This window comes from Halomonas halmophila (genome assembly GCF_006540005.1).
Taxonomy (GTDB): domain Bacteria; phylum Pseudomonadota; class Gammaproteobacteria; order Pseudomonadales; family Halomonadaceae; genus Halomonas; species Halomonas halmophila.
Genome location: NZ_BJOC01000003.1, coordinates 190,502 through 208,972, shown reverse-complemented (window position 1 = coordinate 208,972; position 18,471 = coordinate 190,502). Strand labels below are relative to the sequence as shown.

General features: G+C 62.6%; 7 protein-coding genes. 1 reads left to right on the top strand and 6 read right to left on the bottom strand.

All coding sequences use genetic code 11. The features are described 5' to 3' along the window. The 4 genes from HHA01_RS01065 to HHA01_RS01050 all read right to left on the bottom strand — a co-directional run. Nucleotides 1-7,767, bottom strand: a 7,767-nt coding sequence (locus HHA01_RS01065; RefSeq protein ID WP_141317248.1) for an Ig-like domain-containing protein, incomplete at its 3' end; no start/stop codon positions are given. A gap of 504 nt (nucleotides 7,768-8,271) precedes the next feature. Continuing rightward, nucleotides 8,272-10,434 carry a biotin/lipoyl-binding protein gene (locus HHA01_RS01060; protein WP_141317247.1) on the bottom strand — a complete coding sequence of 721 codons (2,163 nt, stop codon included), beginning with the start codon at nucleotides 10,432-10,434 and terminating at the stop codon, nucleotides 8,272-8,274. 3 nt (nucleotides 10,435-10,437) lie between these two features. Further along, nucleotides 10,438-11,838 (bottom strand): efflux RND transporter periplasmic adaptor subunit, encoded by a 1,401-nt coding sequence (locus tag HHA01_RS01055; protein WP_141317246.1) that lies wholly within the window; start codon nucleotides 11,836-11,838, stop codon nucleotides 10,438-10,440. Between the two features lie 5 nt (nucleotides 11,839-11,843). Then, nucleotides 11,844-12,614, bottom strand: coding sequence for an efflux RND transporter periplasmic adaptor subunit (locus tag HHA01_RS01050; protein WP_141317245.1), 771 nt, complete (start codon nucleotides 12,612-12,614; stop codon nucleotides 11,844-11,846). Between the two features lie 329 nt (nucleotides 12,615-12,943). On the opposite strand from HHA01_RS01050, the gene HHA01_RS01045 reads away from it, so the two are divergent. Then, a complete protein-coding gene (locus HHA01_RS01045; RefSeq protein ID WP_141317244.1) occupies nucleotides 12,944-14,404 on the top strand; it encodes a M48 family metalloprotease in 1,461 nt (486 codons plus the stop codon). Nucleotides 14,405-14,700: 296 nt separating this feature from the next. Here the strand turns inward: HHA01_RS01045 and lon are convergent, their stop codons facing one another. Both lon and HHA01_RS01035 read right to left on the bottom strand, forming a co-directional pair. Next, complete coding sequence (lon, locus tag HHA01_RS01040; RefSeq protein ID WP_141317243.1) at nucleotides 14,701-17,136, bottom strand: endopeptidase La; 2,436 nt, start codon at nucleotides 17,134-17,136, stop codon at nucleotides 14,701-14,703. Nucleotides 17,137-17,214: 78 nt separating this feature from the next. After that, the gene (locus HHA01_RS01035) at nucleotides 17,215-18,444 is read right to left on the bottom strand and encodes a DUF945 family protein (protein ID WP_141317242.1); all 1,230 of its coding nucleotides are present in this window, start codon (nucleotides 18,442-18,444) and stop codon (nucleotides 17,215-17,217) included. Between the last annotated feature and the right edge of the window lie 27 nt (nucleotides 18,445-18,471).

The window sequence follows — 18,471 nt, the reverse complement described above, 5'->3', positions numbered from 1 at the left end:
ATCCTGGTCGATGGCCGCCGAGTCGACACTCAGCGGGTTGCCCTCGGGGTCGGTGTCATTGGTCAGGACATTGTCCGTGACCGGCGTATCCTCGGTCACCGGAATGGTGTCCTCGACGGCATCCGGTGCGTCGTTCACCGATGTCACATTGCCGGACACGGTAGCCGTGGCCGTGGTGTTGCCATCCGTGATCCGGTAATCGAAGCTCGCCGGGCCATTGTAGTTCGCCGCCGGGGTGAAGGTGATGCTGCCATCGGCCTGCAGGGTCGCAGTGCCGGAGCCATCCGCCAGCGTCACCGGCACCCCGGCCGTGACCGCCTGGCCATCGATGGCCGTCACACTCAGCGGATCGCCGTCGACATCGCTGTCATTGCCCAGCACCGCCACCGAGGTGCTGCCGTCCTCGGCCACCGTGAAGCTGTCGTTGACCGCCACCGGCGGATCATTGACCGCCGTGACCGTGCCGTTGACCGTCGCGCTGGCCGTAGCCGTGCCATCGGTGATCTGGTAATCGAAGGTGGCCGGGCCGGTGTAGTCCGGTGCCGCCGTGAAGGTGATGCTGCCGTCCGCTTCAAGGGTCACCGTGCCGGAGCCGTCCGCCAGACTGATCGGCGTGCCGGCGGTGGCGGCCTGGCCGTCGATGCTGGTGATGCTCAGGCTGTCGCCGTCGACATCACTGTCATTGCCCAGCACCGGCACACTGGTGCTGCCGTCCTCGGCCACCGTGAAGCTGTCATCCCCGGCCACCGGCGCGTCATTGACCGGGGTGATCGGCCCGAAGCCCACCGTGGCCGATGTGCCGTCGGTGGTGCCGTCATTCGGCGTGTAGCTCAGGTCCGGCACTAGGCCGATGTAGTCGGCGGCCGGCGTGAAGGTCACTTCCCCATCGCTGTCCACCGTGATCTCGCCGATCGGGTCCCCGGCGCCACCGGTGATCTCGGTAGGCGTGCCCAGCGTCAGCGCATCCGGCGTGCCGTCACCGTCGGTGTCGATCTCGGCGGAGGCGATCGTCAGGGGGTCGCCTTCTGGGTCGTTGTCGTTGCCCAGGACATTCTGCGTGACCGAAGTATCCTCGGTGACCAGGATGCTGTCATCCGTGCCCGTAGGCGCATCATTCACCGCGCCGACATTGATCGTCACTGTCGCGGTGTTAGTGGCTCCGTCGGCATCGGTCAGGATGTAGGTAAAGGTGTCGGTACCGTTGAAATCGCTATCCGGCGTGTAGGTGAGCGAGCCATCGGCATCGAGCGTCACACTGCCATTGGTCGGCCCGCTGGCCAGCGCCACGCTGAGGTCATCTCCGTCGGCATCGCTGTCATTGCCGACAACGCCGGGCACCGCGATGGTCAGTGGGGTTTCCTCGTCGGTGGTGTAGCTGTCGTCAGCCGCCACCGGCATCGGGTTGGCCACACTCCAGGTGAAGCCCTGGCTGGTCGTCTCACCCTCTGCGTCGGTCGCCGAGACGGTAACGGCATAAGGACCGTTCTGCGAGGCGCTGCTGTCGATGGTGCCGCTGATCGTGCCGCTGGCGTCCATCGTCAACCCATCCGGCAGCTCGCTGGCACTGAAGGTCAGTACATCGCCGTCATCCGGGTCGGAGAAGTTGCCCGACACATCCAGGTTGATGGTGTCACTGTCATTGCTCGAGCGGTCATTCAGCGCCGTGGAAACCGGGGCATCGTTGACTGGGGCAACCGGCCCGATGCTGACACTGGCCGGCGTGCCGTCATCAGTGCCGTCATTGGGCGTGTAGGTCAGCTCCGGTACCGGGCCGGCGTAGTTCGAAGCCGGCGTGAAGGTCACGTCACCATTCGAATCCACCGTGATATCGCCGATCGGGTTGCCCGCGCCATCGGTGAGGGGCGTGGTGTTGCCAAGCGTCAACGAACCCGGGGTGCCATCGCCGTCGGTGTCGATCTGCGCCGAGGAGATCGTCAACGGATCGCCTTCGGTGTCGATATCGTTACCCAGTACATTCTGCGTCACCGACGTGTCTTCGGTAACGGCAAGGCTGTCATCCACGCCGACCGGGGCATCATTGACCGGCGCGACCGTCAGATCCACCGTCACCGTCTCGGTGTCGACGTTCACGTCGGTGACGTCGTAGCTGAAGCTGTCACTGCCGTTGTAGTCGGCATCCGGCGTATAGGTGAAGGTACCGTCCGGGTTCATCGCCACCGTGCCGTTGCTGGCATCGGTGTTGAGCTCGTAGCTCGCCGCGGCACTGAAGGTGTCGTTGGCGGACACATCGTCATTGAGCGGTGTGTCTTCCGGGGTGGTGAAGCTGTCGGCCACGCCATCCGCCACCGGGTTGACGGTGACGTTGACCGTGGCGGTCTCGGTCACACCGCCGGAGGTCACGGTATAGGTGTAGCTGTCGGTGCCATTGAAGTCGGCATCCGGCGTGTAGGTCACGGTGCCGTCGCCGTTATTGGTGACTGTGCCGTTCGTGCCCTGTGTTATCCCGGTGACCGACGGCGTGCCCGCGAAGCTGTCGTTGGCCAGCACATTGGTGGTGACCGCCGTGTCCTCGTCGGTGGTCGCCGTGTCATCCATGGTATCGGCCACCGGATCCACGGTCAGGTCCACCGTCACCGTCTCGGTGTCGCCGTTCACACCGGTGACGTCGTAGCTGAAGCCGTCACCGCCGTTGTAGTCGGCGTCCGGCGTGTAGGTGAAGGTACCATCACTGTTCATCGACACCGTGCCGTTGCTGGCATCGGCACTGAGGCTGTAGGTCGCCGCGGCGCTGAAGGTGTCATTGGTCGACACATCGGCATCAAGCGGCGTGTCTTCGTTCGTCGTGAAGCTGTCGACCACGCCGTCATCCACGGCATTCACCGTGACGTTGACGGTGGCGGTTTCGGTCACGCCGCCCGAGGTCACCGTGTAGGTGTAGCTGTCCGTGCCATTGAAGTCGGCATTGGGCGTATAGGTCACCGTGCCGTCACCGTTGTTGGTGACGCTGCCATTGGTGCCCTGAGTGACCGCGGTTACCTCAGCGTCTGGCGAATCGAAGTTGTCATTGGTCAGCACATCCGTGGTGACCGCGGTGTCCTCGTCGGTGGTCGCGCTGTCATTGACGATATCCGCCACCGGGGAGACCGTGACGTCGATCGTCTGGGTCTCGGTGTTGCCGTCGTCATCGGTGACGCTGACCGTGAAGCTGTCATCGCCGTGGTAGTCGGCGTTCGGCGTGTAGGTCCACTCACCGGTACCCGCATCGATGCTCGCCGTGCCGTTGGCCGGCTCATCCCCTGTCTCGATCGAGAAGTCCGGGTTGCTCATGCCATCGGCGTTATCACTGACCGTCAGCGTGCCCGTCAGCGTGGTGTCTTCATCGCCGCTGCCGGCGGTGTCCCCACCGAAGCTCGCCGGGTCGTTGACCGGGTTCACGGTCACGTTGACCGTCGCCGTCTCGGTCACGCCGCCCGAGGTCACCGTATAGGTGTAGCTGTCGGTGCCATGGAAGTCGGCATCCGGCGTGTAGGTCACCGTGCCGTCACCGTTGTTGGTGACGCTGCCATTGGTGCCCTGGGTGACCCCACTGACAGTCGGCGAGCCCTCGAAGCTATCATTGCCCAGCACATCGCTGGTCACCGCGGTGTCTTCATCAGTGGTCGCGTTGTCATCCACCGCATCATCCACGGCATTGACCGTGATCGTGATGTCGGCGGTGTCGGTCTGGTTATTGCCATCCGAGAGCGTATAGCTGAGCGTCGGTACGGTGCCGTTGTAGTCCGCTGCCGGCGTGAACGACAGCGCACCGGCGGCGGTCAGAGTCAGCGAGCCGATGGTGTTGCCGCCCACCGTGATGGAGGTCTGCGACCCCAGCGACAGCGCCTCCTGTGTGCCGTCATCATCGGTGTCGATGGAGGCGGAAACGATGTTCAGGGGGTCATTTTCCGGGTCGTTGTCGTTAGCGATGATGCTAGCATTCAGCGTCTGGTCTTCATCGACGGACAGGCTGTCATCCACGGCGTTGGGCGGCAGGTTTGCATCGCGGTAGTCCAGATCATTGATGAGCGGCACGGCATCCGCGCCATCGGCCGCCGTGTCGTTATCTGTGTCCGCCAGCGCCAAGTTGCCGCTGGCGTCGATATTCTCATCGTTGACGTCGAACCCGTCGTTGCTGTCTGCCCCCTCGAAGTTGTCGTCGAGGCCATCAATATCCGAGTCGGCATTGGCCAGGCTGCTGCCCTGGCCGTCGTTGCGCTCCTCGATATCGCTCTGGCCGTCATTGTCGCTGTCGGCATCCAGCACATCCACGGTGTCGTCGCCGTCGGTGTCCACCGGTGTCAGGCCAGCGGAAGCCGCTGGCCTGGCATTGCCGGTATCGGCATCATAGGCATCATCCAGGCCATCGCCATCGGCGTCAGTGATACCACTTCCGGTGCCGGATGGCGCTATATAGTCCGCCGTGTTCTGGGCCTCGACATTATCGGTGATGCCGTCATTATCGGAATCGATATCCAGGCGATCCGGGATGCCATCACCGTCGCTGTCACGGTCGTTGTACGCCGTGGCCTGACCACTAATGGTAAAGCGATGCTGGAGGGCCGGATTGCCGTCGAGTGAATTCACCGCAGACAGCGCATTGGTAAACACGCGGATGCCGGCCACCCCGCCGCCGAGGTCGATCACATTGATGGTCTGATTGACGGCTGGACTGACCGGCTCCAGGGTGCCGCTGTTCTGCTCGCCGGTGGCCAATTCCGAGGTTTGAAACTCGCCATCATTGAAATCCAGCACGAAGGTTTCGCCGGACTCATTCAGGTCACCATCGGCGACCACATCGCTGATATCGACCGTATCACCGACCTGGAAACCAAGGGACGAGAGGTCGATGTCGGTGGTGGTGGTTCCCGCGCTATTGACGACTTCGATAATGTTGGTGTCTGTAGTGACACTGGTGGAGGAAGTGTTCTGCTCGTTGATATCGAGGATGCCGTCATTGTCATCGTCGATATCGTTGGCATTGACGATACCGTCGTTGTCCGGGTCGTTATTGACGTCGCGGTAGCTGAAGTCATTGGTCAGTGGCGTGGCATCGGAGCCGTCCGCGGCGACGTCATTGTCGACATCCGCCAGATTGAAGGTGGTATCGGTGGCATCCAGGTTTTCGTCATTGACGTCGAAGCCGTCATTGATGTCGGCGCCTTCGAAGTTGTCATCCAGACCATCGTTATCGGAGTCCGAGCCGGCCAGGCTGCTGCCCTGACCATCGCCACGCTCGAGGACGTCGCCCAGGCCATGACCGTCCGAGTCGGCATCCTTGACGTCCGGCGTGCCGTCATTGTCGGTATCCACCGGGCTCAGACCGACGGAGGCAACCGCACTGGTGTCACCGATATCCTGGTCATAGTTGTCATCCAGGCCATCGCCATCCACATCAATGATACCGGTGCCCTTCCCGGAAGGAGCGATATATGCCGAGGTCGACTGTGCCTCGACGTTGTCGGTAATGCCGTCGTCATCGCTGTCGATATCGACATCATCGTTGCGACCATCGCCATCCGCGTCCGGCGGCCCGGATGTCACTTCCTGGGCGGTGAAGATGGGCTCGATCAGGCGGAGGGAATAGTCGTCGATAATATCCCAGGACACCTCGACGCGATCGATGGACAGGCTACCGAAGTCGAACTGTATCTGGCCGAAGAGGTCCTGGTCATCGGCGCCACTGTCAGTCGCCGGCCCGGCCCAGGTATTGTTGCCGAAAAACTCAATGGGATCGCCGATCTGGGCAATGTAATTGCTGGCATCCAGGCGGTTGCCATCGGTGTCATACACATCGATGGTGGCTTCCTCGAAAGCCGCTTCAAACTCGGACAAGGCAAAGCTCAGGTCAGTGACGGGGTTGGTGTAATCCAGCGTCAGGCTGCCCGTGCTGTCGCCGTTGAGCCCAATGCCATCATCCGACCCCTGGGTGCCAGGGTCGAAGGTATCCAGCCTGCCATCCAGCGCGGAGGCATTGGTGGTGGAAAACTGGTATTCCCCGGGATTACCCACATCATAGGTGCCGTCCGCGAACCCGGCCGAAATCATGGGCTCGAAGGCGGTCGTCAGTCCCGAGGTCTCGGTGATGACATCTCCCTGTTCATTGGTATCGAGGATGCCGTCATTGTCATCGTCGATGTCCATAGCGTTGCGCACGCCATCTTCATCCGTGTCGGTATCAACGGAGATGACGGACGTCGCCGGGCGGGAATCGTTAGCACCATCGTTGACGGCTACATTGACCACACGATCAATGCCGAGACCACTGGTGGCAGAAAAACCGACGGATGCCAGGGCCGACTCATAATCGGCGAGAGTCGCCGAGCCAGTCAGCGTGAGCGTACCGGTTCCCGAATCATAGGAAGACGCCGTGATGCCCGTGGGTAGAGCATCAATGATGGAAAGTGCATCACCCGTTTGTGGGTTGCTCAGGGTAATGGTGGCCGATTCAAGGGTCGTGCCATCATCCACGATGCCGACATCAGGACTGGTAACTGCTACCGAACCACCCCCGGTGAGCGCCAGGGTCGTATAGGGCTCCTGGCGGTCTACCGTAACATTGTCGATATAAAACTCATCGTCATCCGTGAATTCTGCATTATCAGCAGTGGCAAAACGTATCGTCGTGCTATCGGAGATGAAGGCGGATATATCGACGGATGTGCTCTGGTAATCGCTGTCGGCACCAGGCCCCTCATAAGTCTGCAGGGTGGTGAAGCTGTTGCCATCGGTCGATATCTGTAATTCGACCGTATCGGAGGTGGTATCGAAAACATCGCGCAGATAATCGAAGTTCAGAGTCGCCCCATAAGCACCCGAAAGGTCGAGACTACGCTGAACACCAATGCCGTCATCCTCGATAAAGAGCGCCTGAGAGCCGGCTTTGGACTCGACAGCGACATCAGCAGCCTGGCCGCCACCACCGAGATCAACAAACTCCCAGTCTCCGCTCCAGCCTGAGCCTCCCGAGAGCCCCCCGCTCTGGAAATCGTCGGAGGCGACCTGAGTTGTATTGTTGGTCGTGGTGTCCAAGTCCAGCTCGGGCTCGGGCGCCAGCACTCCCTGCCAGTCCGAGAGTGAAACCGCTGGGGTTTCAATGTTGCCCACGCGGCTTTCGAGTTCCCAGTCGCCACCCAGGTCGGCATGCCCCGTGTCATCCGTGGATGCCGCCACGTCGGCGCCGGTGGCACTGGACAAGGCCGTGAGTGTGCTCTCGTCTTGGCCGAAGTCGCAGCCATAGACCAGGATATCGCCAGTGTCGGCAAGGCTCGCGCCGATGGCCGTGAGCGCCTGGGCGTGCTCGCCATTGATGCTCTCAGCATCCAGGGTCGTGTTGCCGAGCTGAACCTGACCGGTATCGCCATGGCTGAGCAGATGGATGGCATCCAGGTCGCTTCGCCCCTGCAGGGCTGTCTGGATCTGCTCGACTCCATCCGACTCGCTGTCGAGCACCACCACTTCAGCGCCATCAGGAACCTCGGCCATCAGGTTGTCGCGCTGATCAACACCGCCATCGATGAAGTAGATCTCCGAGCGGTCCGGCGGCGCGGCGGCCACCGCCTCGGCCAGCGCCTCGCTGTCGGCCGGATCCGCGGGGGCGGCCGGCTCATCATCCGCCTGTTCCGCCGCTGCATCGGCCGCCTCGGCGCCCATGGCACCATCGAACATGATGCGCTCTTCCAGCGCCAGGAAATCGGCGTCGTACGCCTCATGCCGATCCTGCGGCTCGGAAGGGGTAACGCTTTGATCACGCTCGAATTCGTCACTCATCGGCTCACCAGATTCCTGGCGCTGAAGCGGGCCATTGGCGCCAGAGCTTAGTATTGGCCATTCTATCCAAAAACCAAATATATAATACTTGAAGTAGTAGTCACCTTAGACCACATCAAAACACCTTTCCCCACGCCGCCAAGAGAGAGCCTGCGAGCAGGCTCTTGTACCGTATTCAGAACAATTCACCAGGGGAATCCATAATCTGCACTTTATACATCACGACAAATCACCAGCTAACCAACAATATTGCTACCAGGCTCAAAACATCATGGTTGAAACCCTTCTGCCATCTTCCAGAGAAGAGGCATGATACTTGCCGGCATGAATTAAGACAGATGAACTTTAGTGCAAAACGATTTACTCAAGACCGAAGCACTACCCGTTCATTTCTCGAACATATACACCAGGTCTCAGGCGACAATGACTCTGGTGCAACTGAGCCCCACGGCTCGACCTACACTTTGTCGGAAACCGGCTGCGCGCCGACTTTTCAGACACGGCTTAGAACTCGGTCTCGCGTATCAGCACCTGCGCCACCCGGCGGAAAAATCTGGTCGCGAGTGCCTCCGGCTGGCTGTGCAGCACCACCACGCCCTCTTCCACGGTCTCCAGTGGCGGCACCCGGTTCTCGCCCTGTGGGCTGATACGCGCCTCGACGGGATACCACACGCCCTTGGGCCGCGGACGTTCACGCTCCTGCTGGCCGCTGGGCTCGCCGGACGCCTGCTGGACCGGAATAGCACCGCCGTTGGCGGTGATCAGATAGCTGTCCGGCAAGCGCTGCACTGAATAGTCGGCGATCGACAGGGTGTCAAGCGACAGACTGGGAGTCGTCAACGCATCGGCGATAAACTCGCCTCCGGCGTGCCGGTCCAGTCGCCTCAAGTCTGCTTCGCGGATATAGCCACGCACCACCGGATTGCCAGGCGCAATGACCCGCGCCAGAAACTCCTGTCGACCGAACCAGGCACCGGTCTGCAGCATGGGCATCATGTCGCGCACCACGCCAGCGTGCGGGGCCCGCACCTGCATCTCGGCGCGTCGGTCCTGCAGGGCCTGGAGGGTTTCGCGCTGCTGCTCCAGCTGACGCTCCACCACGGTACGCCGCGAACGCGCCACCTCATCACCGGCAATGGCCTGGAGCTGGGCCTTGCTCAGCGCGATACGCTGTCTGGCCTGCTCGATTTCCAGGGGCAACTCGGGGTCCTCGAAGGCAAACAGCAGTTGCCCTGCCTCGACTCGTTGCCCTTCGCTGACATGCACTGCCTCGAGCCGCGCCTCGACGGCCGTATAGATGGCCTGCTGGCGGGCTTCGTCGAGAATCGCGGGGGCCTGTATTCGCGTCGAGAACGGTATGCACAGCAGAAGGAGCAGGAATGCCACAATACCGAAACTGAGCCAGCTACGTCGTGAGCGTGCTATGCGGTGGCGCATGTCTTTCCACACCTTGAATTCTCGCCATATCGGCGAAGCAATGAAGAACGCAATTTCTGCGCAGAACAGGATGATACCCAGCGCCTTGAAAAAGAAGGTATAGACAATCAGGGCGATGGCGATGAAGAGGAAAAACCGATATATCCAGGTGGCATAGCTGTAGAGCACCATGAAGACCCGCATGCGCCTGGAGAGTCTCTCGGGCGCCGGATCGCCGAGGCCGAAGAGGCACTCGCGCAGCGCCCACTTGCCCATGCCGAAAGACCGCGGCTGCAGATTGTGCACCCCCAGCGCATCGGCCAGCAGGTAATAGCCATCGAAACGCATCAACGGGTTGAGGTTGACCAACAGGGAAAAGAACCAGCTGATGGTGGCGATCGCGAAGGCCGCACTGCGTGCCGGGCCGTCCGGCAGGAAACACCAGAACAGTGTCGCATAGACGGCGATCGTCAGTTCGACCATGATGCCGGCGGCATTCACCAGCAGGCGGTCGCGGCGCTTGCGAAGGCGCCAGGCGTCGGTCAGGTCGGTATACAGCAGTGGAAACATGACCAGAAAGGCCACGCCCATCACGGGCACGCGCAGGCCCCGCCCCACGGCCTGATAGCCATGGCCCAGCTCGTGCAGTATCTTGACGAAGACCAGCGCGACCGCATAAGTCACCGCGCCGGTCGGGGTGAAGGCGGCCTGGACATGGGCCAGGACGCCGCTGAGCTGCCGGCTGGCCAGGTACAGGGCCAGAAGCAACACGAATGCCGTCAGGATGACGAAGCCACGGGTGAAAAGCGGCCGCACCACAGGCCAGGTGGCGTGCAGGAAGCCATTGGGTCGCACCAACGGTATGCGAAAGAAGATGTAACGATGCAGGGCCCATTGCAGCAGGGTACTGCGCTGTTTCTCGGCCCGCTCCGTGAAACGCCGGGCAATGCCCCTGCCGCTCTCGGCCAACAGATCGTTGAGCCTCAGGAACTGCAGCACGGCCTGAATTTCCTCGGCCCCGACCCTGAGCGCCCGCTTGCGCAGCAAGTCTTCGCTGAGGCGAGCCACAGAGCCCGCTGACCAGTGCGAAATCATCTCGACGCTACGCTGGCCGATCTGGAAGAAACGATGACGCACGGGGTCATGGATGACCCAGCTGGGCGCGCCATTCAGCAGCGGCGCCCCCGGCGAGATATTGAGGTCCTCGCGCAGCGGGGGGAGTGGGGTATCCTCCTGGCTGTCGGCGATCATGGTCTAGATCCCCAGGGTCTGCCGCACCCAGCTCAGCGGCCGTCTGAAGACGATGTAATAAAGGCTGTGCTCCTCGCCATAGAGCTGTGCCGTGCCATAGGCACCCACGCGCACATCCTCCAGCCCTTGCTCGCCCTCGGCCACGCCGGCCTTGAGCGTATACGCGAAACTGCCGTCAGGCTGGGTGACGGCGCGGTAGCTGGTGCGCGTCAGGCGTGCATCGATCGGGGCCAGAGGGTCGCCATCGAGGAAGATGCGTGCCCTGTCGCCCTCTTCCAGGTCGATGTTGTCCATCACCGGTAGCCGTACGGTGAACTCCAGGGTCTCCGGCGACACCAGCTCCATGATCTTTTCACCGACACTCACCGGCCGACCGGTCAGTGCCGTGGGGTCGTCGAACACGGCCACACCATCCTCGCGGGCACGGATGGTGGCCCGGTCGAGCCGGTCTTCGGCCAGTTCCCGTTCCGACTGGGCCAGCGCCAGCTCGGCCTGCGCCACCTTCAATTCCCGCGCGGCCTCACGATCGACAAAGGAGGCATTCTGCAACTGCGTCAGACGCGCCTGTGCTACCGCCACCTTACGGCTGGCGATCGCCAGCTTATTACGCAGCTCGGTGTCTTCCAGGCGCACCAGAACGTCGCCCTTGTTCACTGGCTGGTTGGGCTCCACCTCGACCGTATCGATGACCCCCTGAATGGGCACGGGGACCGCCAGTCGCTCCTGGCTGGTGACCTCGACGGGCGCCAGCACCGTCAGAGGCGCCTGCACGAACCCCAGCAGGCACAGGGTCAACAGCAGGGCGGGCCAGATAATCCGCGGGGGCAGCCAGCGACGCCGATCCAGGCGACGACCCTCGAGAGACTGCCAGGCATGAGCCCCGGCTTCGGCCACTCGCTCTGCCAAGGGCAGGACGGGCTCCGACCAAGGCTTTTCGTGCAGCACCAGCAGGCCGCCGAAGACCCGCCCCTTGCGGGTCGTCAAGGGCATCCAAAGCGCCTGGGGAAACATGTAATCCCGCAATGACTCGAGTGATGACGCCTCGGTCAAAGACAGGCGCTTGACGCCTGTTTCGCTGCCTTCGATGACCCCCGAAACCAGCTGGGTCATCTGGCGGTTGACTGACGACTGGCGGTCGAAGTTGGTCACCGAGGAGACCGCTTCGAGCCGCCACTGACGGCGCTTGCGAAACACAAAAGCCTGTCGGAAGCCGAGCACCTGGCGCGACTCGTTGGCCAGGTAAAAGGCCAGTTCGCGCTCGCTCTCGATACGCCGCAGATCGGCCTCGAATTGCAGGATACGCAACAGGCCGGCGGCGCTGCCGGCAGAGTGACCCTCGGTCGACGACTGACCGGCATGCGGGTTGGTAAAGGTCTTGTTGCCGGAGTGCGATTCCGATGTCATGACACTCACTCGAACCTGGCGATACCGGACATGCCTGGCAGAATCCCCGGAACCTTCTTCTGAAAGGCAGCCGTCAGGTCAACCGTCTTGCTGACCGGGTCGACCGTGGCCCCGATGCCGGTGATACGAATATCGAACCAGCCCTCGGCTGCATCGAAGCGCACACGGCCCTGGGTGCCTTCCTCGATCCAGCGCAGCCACTCAGCCGGCGCCTGAAGTTCCACCGTCGGCTTTTGCGTCGAGACAACGTGCAGCAGGGGTTGCGAGGGCTCGACGTATTCGAAGGCATTGACCGACAAATCGGCGACGCGACCCGCGAAGGGGGCCGTAATCTCACAACCGGACACCCTTGCCTGGGCGAGCTGCCGCTGTGCCCTGGCTTCGGCCGCCCTGGCCCTGGCCACCTCGACCTCGACCCGACCGATGGCCCCGCGATCCAGCAGGGCCTGGCGCGAGCGGTACTCCGCGCTGGCCGCCTGGTAATCCGCGGAAGCGGCCTGTACCTGGGCGAGCTGCTCGTCACAGTCGAGCTCCACCAGCAGATCTCCCTTGGCAAAGGTCTCGCCTTCCTTGAAGGGTAACGCCTTGACGGTGCCGGCCAGGATGCTCGAAAACTCGGCTTCGTCCTGCGCCCGAACCACGGCGGGGACCTCGCCGCCCTCTTCACTGCCTGCTTGCTGGGCTGACAGACCGGTGCTGAACAGGACGCTGCAGACTGCCAGCCCCGTGCAGACCCGGGTACGGATACGGCCAGGATGGCCTTGAGGTTTCAGCATATGCCCAAGCGCTCCGATGACAAGGGATGACGTACTGTCACCCAGCACAAGAAGTGATCGCCGCCCTCAAGAGACGGGGTATCTTATCTAGCCTACTGTATTTTTCTCCCTGTCGAGAAGCATTTAGACCACGGGCAGGGACCCGAGAAACGAAACAGACACCTGTACCCGGTAGTTGGCATTACTCTAGGATGGAGTCTGTAATCAGGTTATCCGGACGATATCCGGTTCGGCACTTTATGCCCCCGCGGCTGTCACAGGAAGGCTGGCATGGAAAAATGGCCGGACGAAACCGCCGACGCTGGATTCAAGTACTTGACGAGACCAAGATGCTTCGACGACTCGCTACCTGCCTTGGCATGGCGGTGGTGTGCCTGACCCTGGCCACCCCGAGCAAAGCCCTGAACCTGGACCTGGAACCACCCGAGTTACCGACGCTGGTCAACAGTAATACTCAGGCGGTAAGTGGTGAAGAGACCCAGCTGGGCCGCACCTGGTTACGGCAGTTTCGCGCTCATGCCAGCACCTGGGATGATCCCATCACCCAGGCCTACGTGGAAGCGCTGGTGGCCCAGTTGCTGCCCCATGCCAGCCTGGTCGGCATCGACCCGATTACCACCCTGGTCGGCAGTGAACGGCTCAATGCCTTTGCCGTACCGGGCGGAGTCATCGGCATCAACACCGGCCTGTTCGCCTTTGCCGAGCAGGAGGCGCCCCTGGTCTCGGTCATCGCCCACGAGCTGGGGCACCTGGAACAACGCCACTACGCGCGCCGCAAGGCCCGCGCCGAACAGACCCAGATCCCGACCATGGCCGCCATGCTGGCTGGTATGCTGATCGCGGCCGGCGGCGGAGGCGACGCCGGCATCGCCGCCGCCATGGGCTCTCAGGCCGCCTTCATCCAGGACCAGTTGGCCTACTCCCGGCGTTACGAGCACGAGGCCGATCGCAGCGGGCTGCAGATCATGGCCGGGGCCGGCTATGATCCACAGGCCATGGTCGACATGTTCCGTACCATGCAGCGCATGATCTCTCTGCAGGGCGGAAGCCCGCCGGAATTCCTGCTGACACACCCGGTCACGCAATCACGCATCAGTGACGCCCAGAGCCGCGTCGATCAGCTACAGATCGAGGCCTCGGGAACCGACAGCCTGGAGTATCAGCTGGTGCGCGCCCGGAGTCTGCTGGCCATTCATCATCGCAACCCGCGCCAGGCCGTAACGCGTCAGGCAAAGGATGGCGCCCCGCAGGATGCTAGACGCTACCTGCAGGCGCTGATCGATGCCAAGCAAGGCAGGATCCAAGACGCCTTGGCTATCCTGGATGTCCTGGCCGAGCAGCACCCTGACCTCTCCCTGCTGCCGGCCAGCGCCGCCGCAATAGCGCTGGATGCCGGCCTCATCGAGCAGGCCATCGCCCGCAGCCGACACCAGCTACGGCTGATGCCGGGCTACTTCCCGGCCCGCCTGGTGCTCGGTGAGGCGCTGTTGCAGCGTGACCCCAACGCGGCGTACCACGTCCTCCACGACCTGGCGAACGACCGCCCCGAGGACCCTCAAGTGTTCGCTTTGCTGGCCGAAGCGGCTGGCCACAGCGAACGCAAGGCCTGGGGGCATATTGCCCGTGCCGAGCAATTGCAACTGACGGGGCGTATCGACCAGGGCATCGAGCAGCTGGATATCGCCATGGAGGTCGCCAAGCAGAACGGCGCCCCCATAGCCCTGGCCCATGCCGAACAGCGCAGGCAGGCCTTTATCGAATACCGGGAAAGCATGGAAGATTTTCAATAGCGAGGCGAGCGGCGAGCAGCGAGCAGCGAGCAGCGAGCAGCGAGCAGCGAGCAGCGAGCAGCGAGCAGCGAGCAGAACGATGGCACCGCCCAGACAGACGGCAACCCATCCACTGGCGGCGCGTCTCCAACTCGTAGCTCGTGGCCAGCGGCCAAGGAAGCGCTGATTTATGTGACGAGCGAAGATAGGTTGGCTGCCGCCGGAACGGAAATACCGCAGTTTACACGCCAGTAAATGAGGATATTGAGTACCGCCGGCAGCCAAGATATCGAGCGCAGTAATAAATCAGTGGTTTCCTAAGCGAACACCACCCTGGCCACATCCCGATAATGACCGGCGAAATGCACCGTCAGGCCCTCGCGCAGGTAGTCCGGCAGCTCTTCGTAGTCACGCCGGTTGGCATCCGGCAGGATCACCTCGAAGATCTCGCTGCGACGCGCCGCGATAATCTTTTCGCGAATGCCCCCCACCGGCAGGACCTGCCCGGTCAGCGTCAGCTCCCCGGTCATGGCCAGCGGCCGGTCGACGGGCTCGTGACGCGCCAGCGACAGCAGGGCCGTGGTGATGGTGACCCCGGCCGAGGGGCCATCCTTGGGCGTGGCGCCTTCCGGCACGTGCAGGTGCACGAAGGCCGAATCGAAGAAATCGGCATCGGCCCCATACTCGGTCAGATGCCCCAGCACATAGCTGTAGGCAATGTTCGCCGATTCCTTCATGACCTCGCCCAGTTGGCCGGTCAGCTTGAAGCCGCGATCCAGCGCATGCACCTTGCCGGCCTCGACGGACAGGGTAGCACCGCCCATCGAGGTCCAGGCCAGGCCGGTCACCACGCCCTCGCCCTTCATGACCTTTTCCTTGCGGAAGGTCGGCGCGCCGAGGAATTCCTCGAGGTTCTTCACCGAGACCTTGATCGACTGCTGACCGTTTTCCAGCAGCTTGACCGCCGCCTTGCGCACGATGCGATGCAGCTGCTTCTCGAGCTGCCGCACCCCGGCTTCGCGGGCATAGCCCTCGATGATCTGACGCAGCGCGGCATCGGTGAGATTGATGCGCTTCTTGGGAATCTGGTCGCGCTTGAGCAGCTTGGGCCAGAGGTGGTGCTTGGCGATCGCCATCTTCTCCTCGGCAATGTAGCCGGAAAGACGAATCTGCTCCATGCGATCGAGCAGGGCCGGTGGCAGGGAGTCCAGGGTGTTGGCGGTGCACACGAACAACACCTTCGACAGATCGAGGCGCACGTCCAGATAGTGATCCAGAAAGTCGATGTTCTGCTCCGGATCGAGCACTTCCAGCAGGGCCGAGGCCGGGTCCCCCTGGAAGGATTGCCCCATCTTGTCGACCTCATCGAGCATGATCACCGGATTCTCGACCTCGACCTCCTTGAGGGCCTGCACGAGCTTGCCGGGCATGGCGCCCACATAGGTGCGACGGTGGCCCTTGATTTCGGCCTCGTCACGCATGCCGCCCACCGAGAAACGATAGAACTCACGCCCCAGTGCTTCGGCGATGGAGCGGCCGACCGAGGTCTTGCCGACCCCCGGGGGCCCCACCAGCAGCAGGATGGACCCGCCTACATCACCCTTGAAGGTGCCCTCGGCGAGAAACTCGACGATGCGTTCCTTGACGTCCTTCAGGCCATCATGGTCGCGATCCAGCACCGTACGCGCATGCGCCAGATCGAGCTGGTCATCGCTGGTGACGCCCCAGGGCAGCGAAGTGAGCCAGTCGAGATAGTGCCGGGTGGTGCCATATTCCGGCGAGCCGGTCTCCAGCACCGAGAGCTTGTCGAGCTCATCATTGATGCGCTCCATGGCCCGCTCGGGCACGACCTTGTCGGCCAGCCGGGCGCGGAAGGTGTCGACATCGTTTTCCCGGTCATCCTTGGAAATGCCCAGTTCGCGCTGAATCACCTTGAGCTGCTCGCGCAGGAAGAACTCACGCTGACGTTCCTGCATCTGCGCATTGACCTGCTCGCTGATCTCGCTCTGCAGCTGGGCCACCTCGATTTCCTTGCGCAGCAGCGGCAGTACCTTCTGCATGCGCTCGATGACCGGCAGGGTCCCCAGCACATCCTGTAGCTCGGGGCCCTTGGCCGAGGTGATGGCCGCGGCAAAGTCGGTCAGGGGGCCGGGCTCATGCGGGCTGAAGCGATTGAGGTAGTGCTTGAGCTCTTCGCCATACAGGGGATTGATCGGCAGCAGTTCCTTGATGCCGTTGATCAGGGCCATGGCATAGGCACGGGTCTCGTCTTCCTCGGGCTCGACCGGCTCGCGCGGATAGCTGACCTCGACCAGGTAGGGCGGTTCCTTGGACAGCCAGCGCTGTATGCGGAAGCGGCGCATCCCCTGGGCGATGAACTGCAGTTGGGAGTCTTCACCCTGGAGCTTGTGGACCTTGACGGTGGTGCCGACTTCCGGGAAGTCGTCATGGCCCAGTTCCTCGACGCCGGTTTCGCCGACGAAGGCCAGCCCCACCATCTGGTGAGGCGTGTTACCGACCCGCTGGATGGTCTCTTCCCAGCGCTCACGATTGATCACCAGGGGCTGAACCTGGGCCGGAAAGAAGGGACGATTGTGCACCGGCAGCAGATAGATGCGCTCGGGAAGGCTGTCACTGGCCGGCACGACGGCCTGCCCCATGCCACTGCCGGGCTGCAGGGGCTCTTCACTTTCCTCGACCTGGACCCATTCCAGGCCGTCCTGTTCGATACCTTGATCGTTGTCGTCGCTCATGCGTACCTCATCCTGAAAGGACGGGATAATACGTCCCGTGATGATCAGGGAATGCGGGCGAAGAGCGGAAACTTCAAGTCATGGCAGGGGCGGCGAGAATGCCGAAAGCGGACGACCATTGAGTCGCACCTGGCCACTGACGACGTCGAGCTGCAGGTCGTCGGTATCCAGCGGCAGGCCCAGCCACAGCGAGACCACAGCAGGCAGATCCTGCCACAGGAAGTCGCCGTCCAGGCGCTCGCGCCAGGCGCCCTGCTCCGCTTCGGTGTAAAGGAGTTCCGGCTCCAGGGCCGACAGATCGCGACCATCGAAGATCAGGGCGCCCTCACCGTTCAGCGTCAGGCCCAGCATCGGGCTGTCGAGATCCACCTCGGAGAGATCGAAGCGCGGCGAATCGCTCATCAGCCGGCGGATGTCGTCGGCCAGGTAAGCCAGCAGGTCGCGTCCACGCAAGCCGGCACCACCACGCGCGGTAGCGCTTTTCAAGTGTGCCAGCAGGGAACGCAGGGCATCGGCGTCGAGGCGCGACAGTTCGCCCACCATTGAGCCTTCCAGCAGGACCTGATCCGCCGACATGACCTGCCCCAGCCCCAGCTCGGCGCGCACCCGCAGCTCTTCTTCGTCGAGCTCGGTCTTGCTGTGCAGCACCAGCTGTTCGGCGTTCAGCGCCAGATCGGGAGAGCGCCAGCTTAGACCGTTGACCTTGAGCAGATCCCGCTGGGTGAAATGATAGGCACCATCGACATAGGCATAACGGCTCTCGAGCGTAATGGGGCCCGCCTCGAGCATGGTGTTGCCGTCTTCGAGACGAGCCGACTCGACATGGGCCCGCCCCCGCCAGTTGCCGAACTCGCCCTGAACGGCGAAGCGTGTACCGCGCAACGTGAAAGTCCGCTCTTCCTGACGCACCTCCAGCGGGGCCAGCTCCATGGAACCATCGAAGGTACCGGACAGCAGGTGATAACGTGCCTCCCAAGCGGGGCGTATGGCAGCTTCTTCGGCAACGCCATCCAGGTGAGGGTCGAGAGACCCCTCCATGCGCGTGCTGAGCAGCCCATGGCGGGCATGGTAGTGAATCTCAAGGTGCCAAAGATCACCGAAGAGCGGTGCCAGTTCAATGACCCCGGACGAGGTAAGCCAGCCCTGGTCGGCCTCCCTGCGCCAGATGGATAATTCTCCACGCGCCTGGAGGTCGCGAATGGCGCGAACCAGCTCGCGCTCGAACATCAGGCTGGCAATCGTCTGGGCCACGGCCCAGGCCAATGCCACGCCCAGGATGACCGGCACGATCAACCTTTCCTTGCGCATTGACTGCTCCATGTCTGGTGACGCGAC

What these genes read in the sequence shown, in the direction of transcription:
- HHA01_RS01060 (WP_141317247.1), bottom strand. Translation starts at nt 10,434, where the DNA reads ATGATCGCCGACAGCCAGGAGGATACCCCACTCCCCCCGCTGCGCGAG.
- HHA01_RS01055 (WP_141317246.1), bottom strand. Translation starts at nt 11,838, where the DNA reads ATGACATCGGAATCGCACTCCGGCAACAAGACCTTTACCAACCCGCAT.
- HHA01_RS01050 (WP_141317245.1), bottom strand. Translation starts at nt 12,614, where the DNA reads ATGCTGAAACCTCAAGGCCATCCTGGCCGTATCCGTACCCGGGTCTGC.
- HHA01_RS01045 (WP_141317244.1), top strand. Translation starts at nt 12,944, where the DNA reads ATGCTTCGACGACTCGCTACCTGCCTTGGCATGGCGGTGGTGTGCCTG.
- lon (WP_141317243.1), bottom strand. Translation starts at nt 17,136, where the DNA reads ATGAGCGACGACAACGATCAAGGTATCGAACAGGACGGCCTGGAATGG.
- HHA01_RS01035 (WP_141317242.1), bottom strand. Translation starts at nt 18,444, where the DNA reads ATGCGCAAGGAAAGGTTGATCGTGCCGGTCATCCTGGGCGTGGCATTG.